General features: G+C 66.2%; 13 protein-coding genes and 1 pseudogene. 5 read left to right on the top strand and 9 right to left on the bottom strand.

Translation table 11 applies throughout. The annotated features are described in order from the left end of the window. Positions 1-8 precede the first annotated feature (8 nt). Genes AC1RMY_RS17540 through AC1RMY_RS17530 form a run of 3 tightly spaced genes read right to left on the bottom strand, consistent with a single transcriptional unit; the run spans position 9 to position 3,907 of the window. Positions 9-908, bottom strand: coding sequence for an ABC transporter ATP-binding protein (locus AC1RMY_RS17540; protein ID WP_492866658.1), 900 nt, complete (start codon positions 906-908; stop codon positions 9-11). A gap of 1 nt (position 909) precedes the next feature. Next, a complete protein-coding gene (locus AC1RMY_RS17535) occupies positions 910-2,733 on the bottom strand; it encodes an ABC transporter permease (protein WP_492866657.1) in 1,824 nt (607 codons plus the stop codon). Positions 2,734-2,749: 16 nt separating this feature from the next. Next, positions 2,750-3,907 (bottom strand): ABC transporter substrate-binding protein, encoded by a 1,158-nt coding sequence (locus AC1RMY_RS17530; protein WP_492866656.1) that lies wholly within the window; start codon positions 3,905-3,907, stop codon positions 2,750-2,752. Between the two features lie 221 nt (positions 3,908-4,128). Here AC1RMY_RS17530 and AC1RMY_RS17525 point away from each other — a divergent pair, with 221 nt between their 5' ends. Continuing rightward, complete coding sequence (locus AC1RMY_RS17525) at positions 4,129-4,446, top strand: beta-barrel domain-containing protein (RefSeq protein ID WP_492867184.1); 318 nt, start codon at positions 4,129-4,131, stop codon at positions 4,444-4,446. Positions 4,447-4,507: 61 nt separating this feature from the next. Here the strand turns inward: AC1RMY_RS17525 and AC1RMY_RS17520 are convergent, their stop codons facing one another. Then, on the bottom strand, positions 4,508-5,449 hold the full coding sequence (locus AC1RMY_RS17520; protein ID WP_492866654.1) for a hydrogen peroxide-inducible genes activator: 942 nt from the start codon (positions 5,447-5,449) through the stop codon (positions 4,508-4,510). Between the two features lie 271 nt (positions 5,450-5,720). Between AC1RMY_RS17520 and katG the strand changes: the two genes are divergently transcribed. Next, positions 5,721-7,898: a catalase/peroxidase HPI gene (gene katG / locus AC1RMY_RS17515; protein WP_492866652.1), complete on the top strand. Its 2,178-nt coding sequence runs from the start codon at positions 5,721-5,723 to the stop codon at positions 7,896-7,898. 144 nt (positions 7,899-8,042) lie between these two features. Here katG and AC1RMY_RS17510 read toward each other — a convergent pair whose 3' ends face one another. The 3 genes from AC1RMY_RS17510 to AC1RMY_RS17500 are packed head-to-tail and all read right to left on the bottom strand — an operon-like array spanning position 8,043 to position 11,694. Further along, positions 8,043-9,785 (bottom strand): hypothetical protein, encoded by a 1,743-nt coding sequence (locus AC1RMY_RS17510; RefSeq protein ID WP_492866650.1) that lies wholly within the window; start codon positions 9,783-9,785, stop codon positions 8,043-8,045. 35 nt (positions 9,786-9,820) lie between these two features. After that, positions 9,821-10,189 (bottom strand): SMR family transporter, encoded by a 369-nt coding sequence (locus AC1RMY_RS17505; protein ID WP_492866648.1) that lies wholly within the window; start codon positions 10,187-10,189, stop codon positions 9,821-9,823. Between the two features lie 11 nt (positions 10,190-10,200). Then, positions 10,201-11,694 carry a UbiA family prenyltransferase gene (locus tag AC1RMY_RS17500; protein WP_492866646.1) on the bottom strand — a complete coding sequence of 498 codons (1,494 nt, stop codon included), beginning with the start codon at positions 11,692-11,694 and terminating at the stop codon, positions 10,201-10,203. A 348-nt stretch (positions 11,695-12,042) separates the two neighbouring features. Between AC1RMY_RS17500 and AC1RMY_RS17495 the strand changes: the two genes are divergently transcribed. Continuing rightward, positions 12,043-13,278, top strand: a complete 1,236-nt coding sequence (locus AC1RMY_RS17495; RefSeq protein ID WP_492866644.1) for an MFS transporter — start codon at positions 12,043-12,045, stop codon at positions 13,276-13,278. Between the two features lie 12 nt (positions 13,279-13,290). Here the strand turns inward: AC1RMY_RS17495 and AC1RMY_RS17490 are convergent, their stop codons facing one another. After that, positions 13,291-13,536: a hypothetical protein gene (locus AC1RMY_RS17490; protein WP_492866642.1), complete on the bottom strand. Its 246-nt coding sequence runs from the start codon at positions 13,534-13,536 to the stop codon at positions 13,291-13,293. A gap of 86 nt (positions 13,537-13,622) precedes the next feature. Continuing rightward, positions 13,623-13,913 carry a YeeE/YedE thiosulfate transporter family protein gene (locus AC1RMY_RS17485; protein WP_492867183.1) on the bottom strand — a complete coding sequence of 97 codons (291 nt, stop codon included), beginning with the start codon at positions 13,911-13,913 and terminating at the stop codon, positions 13,623-13,625. Positions 13,914-13,945: 32 nt separating this feature from the next. Between AC1RMY_RS17485 and AC1RMY_RS17480 the strand changes: the two are divergent. Beyond that, positions 13,946-14,314 (top strand): annotated as a pseudogene (locus AC1RMY_RS17480) (ABC transporter permease); the annotation flags it as partial. Positions 14,315-14,689: 375 nt separating this feature from the next. After that, positions 14,690-15,867 (top strand): DNA translocase FtsK (locus tag AC1RMY_RS17475; RefSeq protein ID WP_492866641.1); only part of this gene is annotated, 1,178 nt, incomplete at its 3' end.

The raw sequence follows: 15,867 nt of genomic DNA, 5'->3' as shown, positions 1-15,867 counted from the left end.
GCGCGCCTTCAGGCCACGGAGAGCGTCGGAGTGGCGGTCGCGGCGTGGCCGCCAGGGGCTTGCGCGCCGATGGTGTCGTGGCCGAGATAGGCCTCGATCACGGCGGGATCGTTGCGCACGGCCTGCGGCTTGCCCTCGGCGATCTTGCGCCCGTCATCGAGCACGACCACCCGGTCCGACAGCCGCATCACCATGTCGAGCTTGTGCTCGATCAAGAGGATGGTCTGGCCGCGCGCCTTGAGGCTGGCGATGATATCGAGCATCTCCGCCGTCTCGGTCGGGTTCATGCCGGCGGTCGGTTCGTCGAGCAGCAGGAGACGCGGCCGGGCCGCCAACGCCCGGGCGATCTCGACGCGCCGGCGATTGGCATAGGACAGGCTATGCGCCGGCTGGTCGATGCGCGGCAGCAGCCGGTCGCCGAAAAGCGTCAGGATCTCGCGAACCTCGTCGCGCAGCGCGGCTTCTTCCGCCCGCACGCTGGCCGGCCGCAGCAGGGCGAGCGCCAGCTCGGCCAGCGGCCCGATGACCGGCCAATCCGGCCGCACGGCGCGCAGCCTGCCATGCGCCCCGACAAGCACATTGTCGGCGATGCTGAGATTGGCGAAGACGCGGCCATGCTGGAAGGTCCGGGCGATCCCGGCCGCCGCGATGCCTTCCGGCGAGCGCCCGGTGATGTCGGCGCCGGCAAACCGGATCGCGCCGGCGTCGGGTTTGTCGAGCCCGCTGATCAGGTTGAAGGCCGTCGTCTTGCCGGCGCCGTTGGGGCCAATGACGCTGACCAGTTCGCCCTCGAAAACCGAGAGGTCGACGCCGCCCACGGCCGTGACGCCGCCGAAGCGTCGCACCAGCCCGATGGCTTCGAGCAGGGGAACGGCGGTGATCGATGAAGCGTTGACGGGTGCGTTCATGTCAGACGGTGCCGAGCAGGCCCTGCGGCCGGAAACGGACGAGCAGCAGCAGGGCGATGCCGTAGAGCAGGATGCGGTATTCGGCGGCGATGCGGAACATTTCGGGCAGGCCGATCAGTGCGACGGCGCCCAGGATGGCGCCACCGACATTCCCCATGCCGCCGAGGATCGCGATCGTCAGCGCCAGCACCGAGATCTGCGTGTTGAAGGTCTCGTGGTTGATGAAGGAGTACATATGCGCGGTGAAGGCGCCGCTGATGCCGGCGACGAAGCCGCCGAAGGCGAAGGCCAGCCCCTTGTAGCGGTTCAGGCTGATGCCGAAGGAGCGCGCCGCAATATCGTCGTCGCGGACCGCACGCATGGTGCGCCCGAGATGGGAGCCCAGCAGCCTGACCTGCAGCAGCGCCAGCGCCAGCATGATTGCGAGGGCGACCCAGTAGATCGCGTTGGTGTTGTAGAGCGGGCGGCCGAAGAGTTCGAGCGGCGGAATGCCGGCGACCCCGATCGGGCCGTGCGTCACGCTCTCCCAGTTCAGGATCACCAGCGCCACGATCTCGCCGATGCCGAGCGTGGCGATCGAGACATAATGCCCGCGCAGCCGGAAGGCCGGCGACACCAGAAGCGTGCCGAGCCCGGCCGCCATCAGCCCGCCCGCGATGATGGTGAGCCAGACCGGCAATCCGTAATCGGCCGCCAGCAGCGCCGAGGTGTAGCCGCCGATGGCGAGCAGCGCCGCATGGCCGAGCGAGACTTGGCCGCTGGTGCCGGCGACCAGCGTCAGGCTCAAGCCGAGCAGCGCATAGAGCCAGGCATTGGTCAGCGTCTGGATCAGATAGCCATTGTCGACCAGCACGGGTAGCGCGATGGCGAGCGCGGCCGCCGCTGCCAGCAGCGGCACGGGCAAGCTGACCGGCTTGCTCGGCGCCACGAAAGTGCCCGTCATCGGCTCGGGCGGAAGTTGCCGGCGGCTGGCGAACAGACCGTTGGGCCGCAGCACCAGGATCGCGATCAGCAGCAGGAAGGCGAAGAGGTTGCGGTAGCTCGTGCCGAGCAGGGCCACGCCATAGCTCTCGATGATGCCGAGCAGGAGCGAGCCGACGATGGCACCCGGCACATTGCCGACGCCGCCGACGACCTCGGCGACGATCCCTTTCAACGTTGCCTCGAAGCCCATCGTCGGGGTGATGACGTTGTAGTACATCCCCACCAGCACGCCGCCGACGCCCCCAAGCGCGGCTGCGATGGCGAAGACGATGCGGTTGACCTGATCGACGTCGACGCCAACGACGCGGGCTGCGTCGCGGTCAATTGCGGTGGCCCGCACAGCCCAGCCCCATTTCGTCAGCTTGAGGAAGGCGAAGAGCGCGCTCGCCGCCGTGATGCCGATGCCGCCGATGAGCAGGTCGAGCACGCCGATCGAGCCGCCGCCGATCTCGAAGCGCCAGTTCGGCAGTTGCATAGGCACCGAACGGGGATCGGGGCTGAACAGGATCTGCACGGTCTGGTCGATGACGAAGCTCAGGCCGATGGTGGCGAGCAGCGGCGCGATGCGCGGCGCGCCGGCCAGCGGCCTGATGCCGAAGCGCTCGATCGCGATGCCCAGCAGAGCGGTGAGGACCACAACCAGCAGAAGCGTCACGGGGAAGGGCGTGTGCAGGACCGAGACCGCGACCCAGCCGACATAGGCTCCCACGACATAGACCGAGCCATGCGCGAAGTTGATCAGCCGGCTGACGCCGAAGATCAGCGCCAGCCCCACCGCCAGCAGGCCGTAGATGTTGCCGATGATCAGGCCGTTGATGGTGTGGTCGAACCAGGAGGTCATCGGACGGCCTGCTGCGTCAGTTGGTCTTCACGCCATCCCACAGCGTGAAGCGCCCGTTGCGGACGACGAGCTGGGCGCTGGTGGCGCCGAGCACCCGCCGCGTTTCGGGGTCGAACGTCGCCTTGCCATAGACCACGCTCGGCACGTCCTTCACCTTGGCGAGCGTATCGCGGATGGTGGTGCGGTCCAGATTCGGCGCCTCGCGCAAGACCTGGCCGAAGAGGACGACCGTGTCATAGGCATAGGCGTTGAAGGCGTCGGGTTCCCGGCCGTATTTGGCCTGGAATGACTTGACGAAGGTCTGCACTTCCGGACGCGGATCCTCGGGGAAGAAGCGGGCATTGGTGAAGACGCCCTCCGACGCCTCTGCGCCCAGTTCGATGAATTTCGGCGAATAGATCGAGCTCGACGCCGCGATCGGCACGGTGACGCCGGTCTGCCGCGCCTGCCGGACGATCAGGGCGCCGTCGGCATAGTAGGAGACGAGGAAGAGGCCGTCGGGCTTGGCATCGCGGACCCGCACCAGTGTCGAGCGGAAATCCTTCTCGTCGGGCTGGTAGCCTTCGGCCGCGACCACTTCGGCGCCCAGTTCCCTTGCTTTGGCGGCGAAGTGATCCTTGCTGGTGCGGCCCCAATCGGTGTTGAGGTACAGGACCGCGATGCGCTTCAGGCCGACCTTTTCGACGACATAGGTTGCGTTCAAGGGCTGCTCGTCGGCCTGGCTGACCGAATTGCTCCAGATGAAATCGCCCGTCTTGGTGAAGTTGGGATGCGAGTTCGTGAAGCCGAACTGGACGAGCCCGGCGCGCTGATAGATCGGCGAAGCGGCCATCGAGGCGGGGCTGGCGAAATCGCCGAGTTCGGCGACGATACGCTTGTCCGCAACGAATTTCTGCGCGACCGCGACGGTCTGCTTCGGGTCGCTCTGCGTGTCCTCGAAGATGTAGCGCAGCGGCCGGCCCTTGATGCCGCCCGAACCGTTGATCTGGTCGAGCGCGAGGTCGAAGCCCTGCTTCCATTGCGCGCCATATTGGGCATTGGGCCCCGTAAGCGGGCCGCTGACGCCGAGATAGATCGGCTCGCCGGTCGGCTCCGAGGCCAGGCCGGCGCCGATCGTTCCGCCGAGGGCAATTGCGGAGGCGGCTGATTTGAGCAGGGTGCGGCGGCTGATCATGAGAGGGCCTTGCAAAATTCGGGCCTTGCAGGGCCCACCATCGATGAAGCTGGGCTTAGGGTGCTCCTCCACTGCGCCTGAGGTCAATGAAACGTTCTTTCAAAAGAACGGCACAAACAGCAAATTCAACCATCTGTTCCGACGCGTCTAGAACGGAATTCTCAATCTTTTTGTCTTCCTCGCAAATCGCGGGAGGTTGTTCTCTCGACACTTGATGGACTATCCGCGCGCAGAGAGTTCGTTCTGCAAAACAAACAGAATCGCCGCTTCGTGGACCCGCCTTCAACCGCAACACCACGCCCGAAATCCCCGGCAAGGTCGTCCACGTCTCGCCGGCCACCAGCAAGAACCCCGCCACCGGCGCGAGCTTCTACACCAGCGAAGTCCAGATCGAGGACGATCTCTCGATTCTCGGGGACCGCAAGCTCCTGTCGGGAATGCCCGTCGAGGTCATGATTGCGACGGACGAGCGCACGGCGCTCTCATTCCTCGCCAAGCCCTTGACGGATCACGCGAACCGCGTGTTCAGCGAACGGTGAAGTAGGGACGCCAGGGAACGAGAAGGCGCCCGAGGAGCGCCGGCGAGCGATCTGGAGCAAGTCATCTTGAGCCATCGCTCGCCGCGGGAACGCTAGCCGGGCGTGCCGGCACACCGGTCGATTGACGAAACCTGTCTGATATTTCGAGCAGTTGCTTCGCGAGTGGACTGGTCTTGCGCCAGACCATGCCGATGGTCCGGGACGGTTGAGGCGATTTGAGCTTTGCCACAGAGACGCCTGCAGAACGCGTTTCGACTGCCAGGGCCATTTCCGGCAGCAGCGTCACTCCCAGGCCGGCATCGACCATCTGAACCAGCGTCGTCAAAGAGCTGGCATCGAGCATGCCACGCGGCCTGCTGGAGCCCTGCTTCATATGGCAAAAGGAGAGGGCCTGCTCGCGGAAGCAATGTCCCTCTTCCAGCAGGAGAAGCCGCATTTCACGCAGTGCATCGCCATCGGGCACGGGCTTTCCTTCGTCTTCCTTCGGGCGCACCAGGACGAAGCTTTCCGTGAAGAGCGCCACCTCCGTCAGGGATGGTTCTGAAACCGGCAGGGCGACGATCGCCATGTCGAGGCGCCCGCCGTTCAGTTCCTCGACCAAGCGCGGCGTCAGCGTCTCGCGAATCTGCAGATCGACACCCCCGTGCAGATGGGTCAGCTCGCCGATGAGGCTCGGCAAGAGATAGGGGGCGACCGTCGGAATCACGCCGATCCGCAGCCGGGTGACCAGCCCGCCCTGCGAGGCGTGAGCATAGCGCTCCAGCTCGTCGAGCGAGCGCAGGATGTCCCTGGCACGCAGCGCGATCTCCTCGCCAAAGGCCGTCAGGCGGACCTGGCGCGTTCCCCTTTCCAGGAGCTCGGTGCCCAGTTCCTCTTCCAAGGCCTTGATCTGCATGGAAAGAGCCGGTTGCGAGATCGAGCACGCCTCGGCGGCGCGGCCGAAATGGCGGTGCCGCGCCAGGCCCTCGAAGTAGCGAAGCTGTTTCAAAGTCAGGTTTATCATCAGCTGAACTTATCGTGAGGATCAGAAAATCCGAATTAATATAATGAAACGCCTTTGGTAAGACGCTGGCGGCGAAGGGGGATCGCAGATGCCGACGGCGTATTGAACCGCGAAGGGCGATGACGTTTGGCTGCCGTCGGCCCGGCTATCCGCCGACCGCTGGCCGTTCGTTCGCCTTACTGACCACGGCAGGTCCCACGACGCCAATCCGATATGGGTTCGCCCGCCGACGAGATCACATTTTCCGCCAAGTCCAGCCCTGGAGAGACACATGAACGCGAAGACCGAGGAGAGCACCGGCAAGTGCCCCGTTGCCCACGGTGGCGCGCCCCGGCAGAACCGTGACTGGTGGCCGAGCCAGCTTCCGGTCGATCTACTGAACCAGCATTCGTCGAAGTCCGATCCGCTGGGCCAGGCCTTCAACTATCGCGCGGAGTTCGGGAAGCTCGACTATCAGGCGCTCAAGAACGACCTGCGCAAGCTGATGACCGACTCGCAGGATTGGTGGCCGGCCGACTTCGGCAATTACGGTCCGCAGATGATCCGCATGGCCTGGCACTCGGCCGGCACCTATCGCCTTGCCGACGGGCGCGGCGGCGGCGGCCGCGGCCAGCAGCGCTTCGCCCCGCTCAACAGCTGGCCGGACAACGTCAACATCGACAAGTCGCGTCGCCTGCTCTGGCCGATCAAGCAGAAGTACGGCCAGCAGATTTCCTGGGCCGACCTCTTCATCCTCACCGGCAACGTCGCGCTGGAGACCATGGGCTTCCGGACCTTCGGCTTTGCCGCGGGTCGCGAGGACAGCTGGGAGCCGGATCATGACGTGAACTGGGGGGCGGAGACCGGCTGGCTCACGCACCGCCCGCTCGACAAGTTCGACGCGCCGCTCAGCGCCACTGAGATGGGCCTGATCTACGTCAACCCGGAAGGTCCGGGCGCCAATGGCGACCCGATCTCCGCGGCTCATTTCATCCGCGAAACCTTCGCCCGTATGGCGATGGATGACGAGGAAACCGTCGCGCTGATCGCCGGCGGCCACACCTTCGGCAAGACCCATGGCGCGGCGCCCGAATCTCACAAGGGCGCCGACCCCGAAGCCGCCGAGCTCGAGGCACAGGGCCTCGGCTGGGCCTCGAATTTCGGCACCGGCCATGGCGCGGACGCCGTCGGCAGCGGCCTCGAGGTGACCTGGACGCAGACGCCGGCGCAGTGGAGCAACTTCTTCTTCGAGAACCTGTTCAAATATGAATGGGTCCAGACCCGCAGCCCCGGCGGCGCCATCCAGTGGGAGGCGAAGGACGCCGAGGCCGTCATTCCGGACGCGCATGATCCGTCGAAGAAGCACAAGCCGACGATGCTGACGACCGATCTCTCGCTGCGCCTCGACCCGGCCTATGAGAAGATCTCGCGCCGCTTCCTGGAAAATCCGCAGGCCTTCGCCGAGGCCTTCGCCCGCGCCTGGTTCAAGCTGACGCATCGCGATCTGGGCCCGCGCTCGCGCTATCTCGGTCCGGAAGTGCCGAAGGAGGAGCTGATCTGGCAGGACGTCGTGCCAGCGGTGGACCATGACCTGATCGACGCGGCGGACGCCGCCGCGCTCAAGGCGAAGATCCTGGCCTCGGGCCTCTCCGTTTCCGAACTCGTCGGCACGGCCTGGGCTTCGGCCTCGACCTTCCGCGGCGGCGATAAGCGCGGCGGCGCCAATGGCGCGCGCATCCGCCTCGCGCCCCAGAAGGACTGGCAGGCCAACCAGCCGGCGCAACTCGCGAAGGTGCTGGACGTGCTGGACGGCATCCGGCGCCAGTTCAACAAGGAGGCGGACGGCGACAAGAAGGTCTCGCTGGCCGACCTGATCGTGCTCGCCGGCAATGCTGGCGTCGAGCAGGCCGCGAAGGCGGCAGGCCATGACATCGCGGTGCCGTTCTCGGCCGGCCGCACCGACGCCAGGCAGGAGCAGACGGACGTCGCCTCCTTCAAGTGGCTGGAGCCCGTCGTCGACGGCTTCCGCAACTACCAGCAGGCGGGTTCGAAGGTGCAGGCAGAGGTGGCGCTGATCGACAAGGCGCAGTTGCTGACCCTGACGGCGCCGGAGCTGACGGTGCTGATCGGCGGCCTGCGCGCCATCGACATCAATGTCGATGGCTCGAAGCACGGCATCCTCACCGACCGGCCGGGTGTGCTAACGAACGACTTCTTCGTCAACCTGCTCGACATGGGCACGCAGTGGAAGGCGATCTCCGAGGCCAAGGACGTCTATGAGGGCACAGATCGCAAGACCGGCTCGGCCAAGTGGACCGGCACCCGCGCCGACCTCGTCTTCGGTTCGAACTCGATCCTGCGCGCGCTCGCGGAGGTCTATGCCAGCGCCGATGCCAAGGAGAAGTTCGTCAAGGATTTCGTCGCGGCCTGGACCAAGGTCATGAACCTCGACCGCTTCGATATCGCCTGATCGCGATCTAAAAGCGTGCTCGGCCGTCCGCTCACGGGCGCGCCGAGCACGAGCTTGGTTTTGAAGGCCCGACCATCGACGATCGGAGACCTTGCAAATGGTGTTTTGGACGATCGGGCCGCGACGAGCGTCGGCAACGTTGTCTTAGTCGCTTCCCGCCGCACGAGCCTTTGCGGGGCCTGCCGGTATGCAGGCATCGACCTGGGAGCGCAGCACCGTCACCACCTCCCGGCAATCCGGCCGCCCGAACGCGCGCAGCTGATAGGTGACGCCGCCATCGCGCAGGCGCTGCAGCGTTCCGCCCCAGATCGTGTCGGCGATGTACACGGGCCCGGTGCGAGCCAGGCTGGCGACCTGAGCGCGAGCCTTGCGCGTGCTGTACATCGCGTAGCCCGATGCAATGACTGCCATGAACGCGGCATTGGCGACGAGCACGACCAGCAGCGCGACGCGAACCAGTCGACCGACCGAGCCGAGTTCCGCCTTGTGCAGGAAGATGGCGACGGTCAATGGAACGAGCCACAGATGCGGCGCGTATCGCGCCCACCACCCGGCAGGATTGACGATCACCAGTCCGATCAGCACGGCCAGTGAGATGCCGAGCGTTGCCGAGAAGGCCCCGGCTCTGATCGATATGACCAGCAGGATGGCCGACAGGAGCAAGGCGGCCGAGAAGAGCGGGCCAAATCCGCCCGTCCGTGCGTCCGGGATCGTCGCCCCCCTGATCTCCGACATTCGGACGACGAACGGCAGTTTGGGGCGCGCCGGATCGCATTTGGGACAGGCGTTGGCGGTTTCGGACGTCAGCGAAAGGGCGAGCTTGGCCAGCGCCGAGCGTCCGTCCATGTCGACTGGAATGACCGCGCGGAGGACGTCGATCTTTTGTGCCCCCATGACCGGATGAAAGATGTGATGGCCGCTCAGCAGGTTGGTCACATAGGGGGAGTAGCCGGGGCCCAGTGTGCCGAGCAGACAGGCGAGGAGCGGAAGCGCGCCGGCGATGCGTCCGCGACGGCGCAGAAGGCATAGCGCGAGGACCGCCCATGCGAGCAGCGCGGCATAGACGAGGCCGGTGAACTTCACGTTGGGAAGGCAGAACGCCGCCGAGCAGGTCATCAGCAGCGCGAGCGGCGATTGTCGCCTGATCCAGATCAGCGCGCCGGCCGCCATGATCGTCAGCAACGCCCCGAGTTGTCCATCGACATAGTATTCTCCCATCTGGACGAATGCGACCGGGTTGGCGGCGGCCAGAGCGCCAAACAGAAAACACGCCCAGATCGGTGCGCGAGCGACGGCCGAAGCCGCGCTGAAGACCGCGGCTCCCGCCGCGACGGCGAGGACGAGGTTCGTGGCCTTGCCGGCCTGATAGTTCCCGAACATCGCCTCGATGCCGGCGGCCCAGATCCAGGGCGCTTTCGGGTAGTGGTTCAGCCAGGTCAGCGGCGGAACGTTCGGTGTCAGCAGGCTGTGAAACGGGTTCCAGCCTTCGCGCATCTGAAGAATGGCGAGGGCCTGGTACGTCTGGCCATCATAGCCGAGAGAATCCAGCGCAGCCGCGTAGACGAGCGCGATGGTCCAGAGCAGGAGCAGCAGGGCGATCCCGATGACAGTGCTCGACCGAATGGCGGGCCGGGCGCGATCGGTCCAGGAGCAGGCGGCGATGGCGATCGGGAGAGCCAGGGCCGCGTCAATCGCGCGCAGGCGCCCGCCCACCGCGAACTGCACCGATGCGAGCGCGATCCAGATCGCCAGATGCGTCGTCGCCAGTGCAGCCGTGTAGGCCAGCACGTCGTCGAGGCGCCATGGTGAACTGAGTGACCGCATGGCCGAATTGGCGCGTATCGGAAACACGCCGCGATCGTCCAGCTTTGCTCGCTCCAGACTCATCGGGCCTCTCCCTCCCTCTTGCGTGGCGAGCCCGATCAGGTCCGTGCTACCAGCATGATGCCCACCAAGATCACGACGACCCCGGCGATCCGCTCGATTGTCAGGTTATCGCTGAAGAACCACCATCCCAGGAGCGTTGTGATCGCGAAGCCGAGGCCGACGAACGGGTAGGCCTGAGACAGTTCGAGCCGGCTCAGGGCGCTCAGCCAAAGCAGGGTGCTGAGTCCGTAAAGCCCCAACCCAACCATCACGCCCGGCGTCAGCAGCGCCAGAAGGATCTTGTGCATGGTTCCGGCCGATGCGCCGGAACGGGCCAAGGAATTCAGGCCGAGCTTGAAGCAGATTTGACCGACGGCCGACAGCGCCACGCTCGAGACGATGGTTCCCAGCGAAATCAGGGTCATGCGCGCGCCTCTCACAGGAAGGGTATCTCCGCCTGGGCCGCGAGCATCACGCCGAGGATCGTCGCGGCCATGGGCCAGGAGACCCAATCGGACACGGCGTAGACGATCGGGTCGTCATGCATGTTGCCGCGCACCGTCGCGAGCCACAGCCGGCACTGCCAGAACAGGATGACCGGCACGAGCAGCATCAGAGCTTCGGGAGTTCGATACTGCTGAAGCGCCGCGGCGCTGCTCACGAACAGCGCCAGCACGATGCTGGATGAAAACGCCGCAGCGCAGCCGAACATCTGCAGGATGACGGTGTCGCCCGGCCGGTAGCCGCGCCTGGCGTTGCCGCGCTTGTCGGCGGCCTGCTCGATCGCCAGCAGTTCCCCGACCCGCTTGACCAAGGCAAGGCTGAGAAACGTGAACCCCGAAAAGGCCAGGAGCCAGACGCTCGCGCGGTGCCCCGTCACGACACCGCCGCCGAGGACCCGCACCGTATAGAGCGCGGCCAGCATGAAGACGTCCATGAGAGGGTACCGCTTCAGCCAGAGCGAATAGCCGAGCGACAAGGCCGCATAGGCGAGCACGACGGCAACTCCGCCCGCCGCCCAGGCGAGGCCCGTGCCGATGGCGAGCAGCACGGCTGCCGCAGTCAGCGCCGAGGTGATCGGCAGGGCGCCGCTGGCGATCGGGCGCAGCCGCTTGCGTGGATGCTGGCGGTCCGAGAAGAGGTCGAGGGTGTCGTTGACGATGTAGAGGGCAGAGGCCGTCGCGGAGAGACTGAGAAACAGGCCGATGGCGGCGAGCCAGGCCGAGCCCTCGCCCAGGGCATGGGCCGTGACCATCGGCACGAAGACGAGGATGTTCTTCGACCACTGATGCGGCCGCATGGCGCGCAGCAATGTGGGGAGCAGCGGGGCAACCGTCTTGAACGTCGTCGTCGGCGAACCGAGTTCGCGCGCTTCGAGGCTGACATCGCGCGGTGCATTGACCGTGACGATTTCCGCGGCAGCCCGCCAGACGGGCAGGTCGCTGCGATCGTTGCCGATGTAGTCGAACCCTTTGTAGCCGAAGCGCTCGACGAGCGCGGCCGCCTTTGCTGACCCCTTGAGATTGTGCGCGCCGTCCGAGCAGATCACCTCATCGAACAGTTTCAGGTGCTCGGCCACCGCCTTGGCGATGCGCGCATCTGCGGCCGTGGCGAGCACGAGGGGATATCCCTCCCGGCGCTTCTCCTGCAGGTAGGAAAGGACCACGGGATTGTACGGCAGCAATTCGGCGGCGCATCCGGCGAGCTCGGCGACGCGTTGCTTCAGCAAGGCTCGGTTCGGGGTCAGCAGGCCTTTCAGTTCGGATAGTTCGTGGCGGCTCGACAGCGCTGCGACGAGACCCTCGACCAATGTGTCCGTATTGACCAGCGTGCCGTCCAGATCGACGCAGATGGGGCGCTTTTGAGCTCGCTGGGGCAGGGCGGCGATCCGGCCGCCGCGCCGTTTCGGGCGCTCCACCTTGACCGCCACGGCGGACGCATCCAGCGGCTTGCCAGGACGTACAGGGAGCGATTGCGCCATCCGTATCGTTCCTTCCCGCCCAGCGTGGCTGGGCATGTGGCATTGCCTTTCGTCCGGCATGCGGTATCGTCTTTTCCTGCCGAATTATGACGCTAGGGAACGGTGGAGCCGTCAAGCTGCCCCCTTGGGTGATCGACCGGGCTCTTTCGAGGTAGTCCGAACGTCGCAGTGCGTCGTGAATGCCCCCACTCGACGCCGTGCCTGAGGCGCCCTTGAGCGGGTTCCGGCCGGCGGCTGTTCCGGGGGGAGGCGACCTGATAGCTTCGCGCGGATGAGATTCCCCGGCAGGGCGAGGCGATGACGACCAAGGCCCAGGGCGGTTCCGTGGCTGCGCTCGGCGCAATCGTCACCGGGGCGCTCATGCTGCAGGTGGCCGGCACGATCGTGAACACGGTGGTGCCGCTGCGCATGGCGATCGCCAGTCAGCCGCCGCTCCTGATCGGTCTCGTCGCCTCAGCCTACTCGCTCGGCTTCCTGCTGGGCTGCTTCGCCATGCCCTCGCTCGTGCGGCGGGTCGGCCATATTCGTGGCTTCGCCGTTTTCGCGGCGCTCCAGGCGGTCTCGACGCTCAGCCTGCCGCTGCTGCCCGAGGCGTGGTGGGGAGCCTCGCGGCTGGTCATGGGCCTGGCGGCGGCGGGCCACGGCATCTGCATCGAAAGCTGGATCAGCGGCCAGGCCAGTGGCGCCAGGCGCGGCCGTGTTTTCGGTGTCTACCAGATCCTCAACCGCGTCGCGATGATCGGCTCGCAGATCGGGGTCGGCTATCTCGCGCTGCAGTCGCATGACGTCTTCCTCTTCGCCAGCATGGCCTTCTCCATCGCCCTGATCCCTGTCGCATTGACGCGGGCGAGGGGGCCTGAATCGAACGAGGTCGTCTCGGTCGGCCTGCGCACGCTCTGGCGCCACGCTCCCGCCGCCGTCGTCGGCTGCCTCTATGTCGGGCTGGTCAGCGGCCCGCTGACGAGCGTTGTTCCTGCCTATGGCATCCTGTCGGGGCTGGATCAGCGGACGACCATCCTCCTCACGGCGGTGATCCAGATGGGCGCCTTGCTGATGCAATGGCCGATGAGCCTGCTCGCGGATCGCGTCGCCAGCCGCCTGATCATGCTCATCGCGGTCAGCATCGTCGCCGTGGCGGCAGCCCTGCTGGCGACGCTTCTGAACCTGGACGTGGCGCAGGGCCGGATCTGGCTCTTCGGCCTGTTCGCACTGATCGGCGGCTGCAGCGTACCGCTCTACACGGTCGCCGTGACGCATGCCTATTTCCGCATCGGGCGCGATCAGGCGGTCGGCCTCTCCGCCCAGCTCCTTTTTCTCTGGGGCGCCGGTTCGGCCCTGGGGCCGGTCGCCGCGACCGCGCTGATGCAGATCATGGGACCTCAGGGCATGCTCGCCTACATCATGGTGCTGTCGGCTGCCGTCGCGATCTACATCGCCCTCCGGATCTCCCGAAAGCCTTCGCCGGCCTTCGTCGATGGCGAGCGTGGGGCGACCGGACCGACCATCCCCGATATCGAGATGACGAAGCGGTGATGTGGAGGCGATCTATGTCTCCTGATCGTAGCCGAGATAGGCGCCGAGCTTCATCATCGCCTTGTAGAGCTGGCGGCCGGTGGCGTCGTCGAGGATGAGGGGGCGGCCGTCGACGACGAGATAGATCAGGTTCTCGTCCTGCCAATCGGATGAGCGGCCGAGTTCCAGCTCCATCGGCTCCGTCCGGTCGGTCACGTCGATCAGGACCGCATCGAGATATGGCGTCGTCGTCACGATGATCGGCCCTCGCTTCGGCACGCGAGCATCCCGCGCGCCATGGCGGCGACTATGACGCCGGGCCGGCGGCGATCCAAGTGCTATGACGGACAGTCTCTCACCGCATGTCACAGCGCCAATCCGAGACGCCGGCCGATCCTGGTCATGGCCGTGACGCCGACCAGCAGGCTCGGGGCGAAGACCCAACCGGACACAGCGCCGGCGGATATGCCGGAGAGCAGCGTGCCGACGGTGCATCCGAGGCCGATCACCGTACTCCAGCCGAGCAGGAGGCCGCCGACGAGGCCGCGCAGCACCTGCCCGATGGTCGGCAGCCGCGGCTTGAACTCTCCCGCGAGCAGCGCGGCGACGAAGGCCGCGGCGACGAGCCCTCCGATGAACAGCCCGTTCGGCGTCAGCAGCGCGTCCCGGATAACGGTGGCGCAGCCGCGCCCGCGCGCCGACGATCACGCTGCGCCAACGCGATTTCGTCGAGGCGAGCCGCTCCTATGGCTGTGGGCCGCTGCGCATCATTTTCCGGCATATCCTGCCCAACATGGTCTCGGACGTGGTGGTGATGAGTTCGCTCTGGCTGGCCTCGGCGATCCGAACCGAAGCCTCGCTGAGCTTCATCGGCCTCGGCGTACCGCCGCCGGCCGCAACCTGGGGCGGCATGATCCGCGAAGGCTTCGAGAACATCCTCGACGCCTGGTGGCTCGCCGTCTTCCCGAGCCTCGCGATCCTGCTGACGGTGCTGGCGCTCAACCTGCTCGGCGATGCGCTCCGCGATGCCTCCGATCCCCGCAGCCGAGCGAGGTGACGTTGCGTTGCGATCCGTGATTTCCGTTGAGCTTTCAGGGTGGTGTTCATGGCCTCTTAACCCTGCCCGGATAGGCCTTGGAGCTGGTTAGGCCTCTGAGTTCCACGGTATCACATGCGTAAGTCCGATCTGTATAACTTGGCGCAAGGAATTGATATCGAAGGGTTTTCGTCTCCAGGAATGGTGCGGCCGGCCGACCAGCAGGTCATCGTCCGGTCCAAGCGCTCCGAGCCCGCCGCCTCGCCGCTGCCGGTCGCTGCTGCGCTGACACGCTTCCGGCGAGCCAATCCAGTTGTCGGTCAGGGCCAGGACCGGCACGCTGCAGCAGATGCAACTGTCGCCAGCGCGTCGGTTTCCGCAGAGCATGCATTTGCGATGGCGCAGCCGGAATCATCCCAGGTTCGCTACTGGCGCACGCCGAACCGCCTTGTGAAGCAGGTCTGGGCCAGGCGGTCGGATGCGTCCGAGGTATCAGCGGTGCCGTTGGAAATGGCGGCCGACCTCGATATGGCTCCCGAAGACGAGCTTCCCCTTCATCCGGAGGAGGTGGAATGCGTAGCGTGGCAGCCTGAGGACGAAGCTGAAACCGTTGCGGACCATTCGGTTACGGCCTCGGAACCCTTCGCCAACATCTCGGACTATGCCTTCTGGGAGGGGCTGTCCGGCCCCGTGTCCGAAGAGGCCGGTGGAACGTCCGATGGTGACGCGCTCGGCGAGGTGATGCCGGCGGCGCCGCTGCCGGTTGCCGTCAGGGCGCCTGCGATCGACACTGGCGGCCCGATGGTCGGCCATCTGCCTGTGGCTGCTTCCTGGTCGAGCGCGTTGGCGAGCCCGACTTACAGCGTCAGCATCAGGCTCTCGCCTCAGCTCTGGGACGATGCCGGGCAGGGCTTCGCGCCAGTGAACGCTGCGCCCACCCGTGCGAGCAGTCCGGTCGCCGCAAGCGGTGTCGTCGTCACGCGCAAGGTCCGGGAGGCTGCGCCGCAGCCTGCAAGGCGCCGCGCTCCTCGATCGAACGACACCGCTCCGGAAGCGGCGCCCGTTCTCGCCCAATCCTTCGCGTTCGAACTGCCGCCGGTCGAGTTCCTGGCCGAGCCGCCGGACCAGATGGCGGCTGTTCCGGTCGAAGTGCTGCAGCAGAATGCCGGCCTCCTCGAAGGTGTGCTGGAGGACTTCAACGTCCGCGGCGAGATCGTGCAGGCCTGCCCCGGCCCTGTGGTCACACTCTATGAGCTGGAGCCTGCTCCGGGCACGAAGTCGTCGCGGGTGATCTCTCTGGCCGATGACATCGCACGCTCGATGAGCGCGATCTCGGCGCGCGTGGCGGTGGTGCAGGGCAAGAACGCGATCGGCATCGAGCTGCCCAACGCCAAGCGTGAGACCGTCTTCCTGCGCGAGCTGTTGGCCAGCCCGGATTTCGACGCGACGCGTCACAAACTGGCGCTCTGCCTCGGCAAGACGATCGGCGGCGAGCCTGTGATCGTCGATCTCGCGCGGATGCCGCATTTGCTGGTGGCCGGCACGACCGGCTCGGGCAAGTCGGTGGCGATCAA

It is taken from the genome of Allobosea sp. GW822-FHT03F07, from assembly GCF_058801345.1.
The sequence above is the reverse complement of the archived record's forward strand: the minus strand, read 5'-3'. Positions and strand labels throughout refer to the sequence as shown.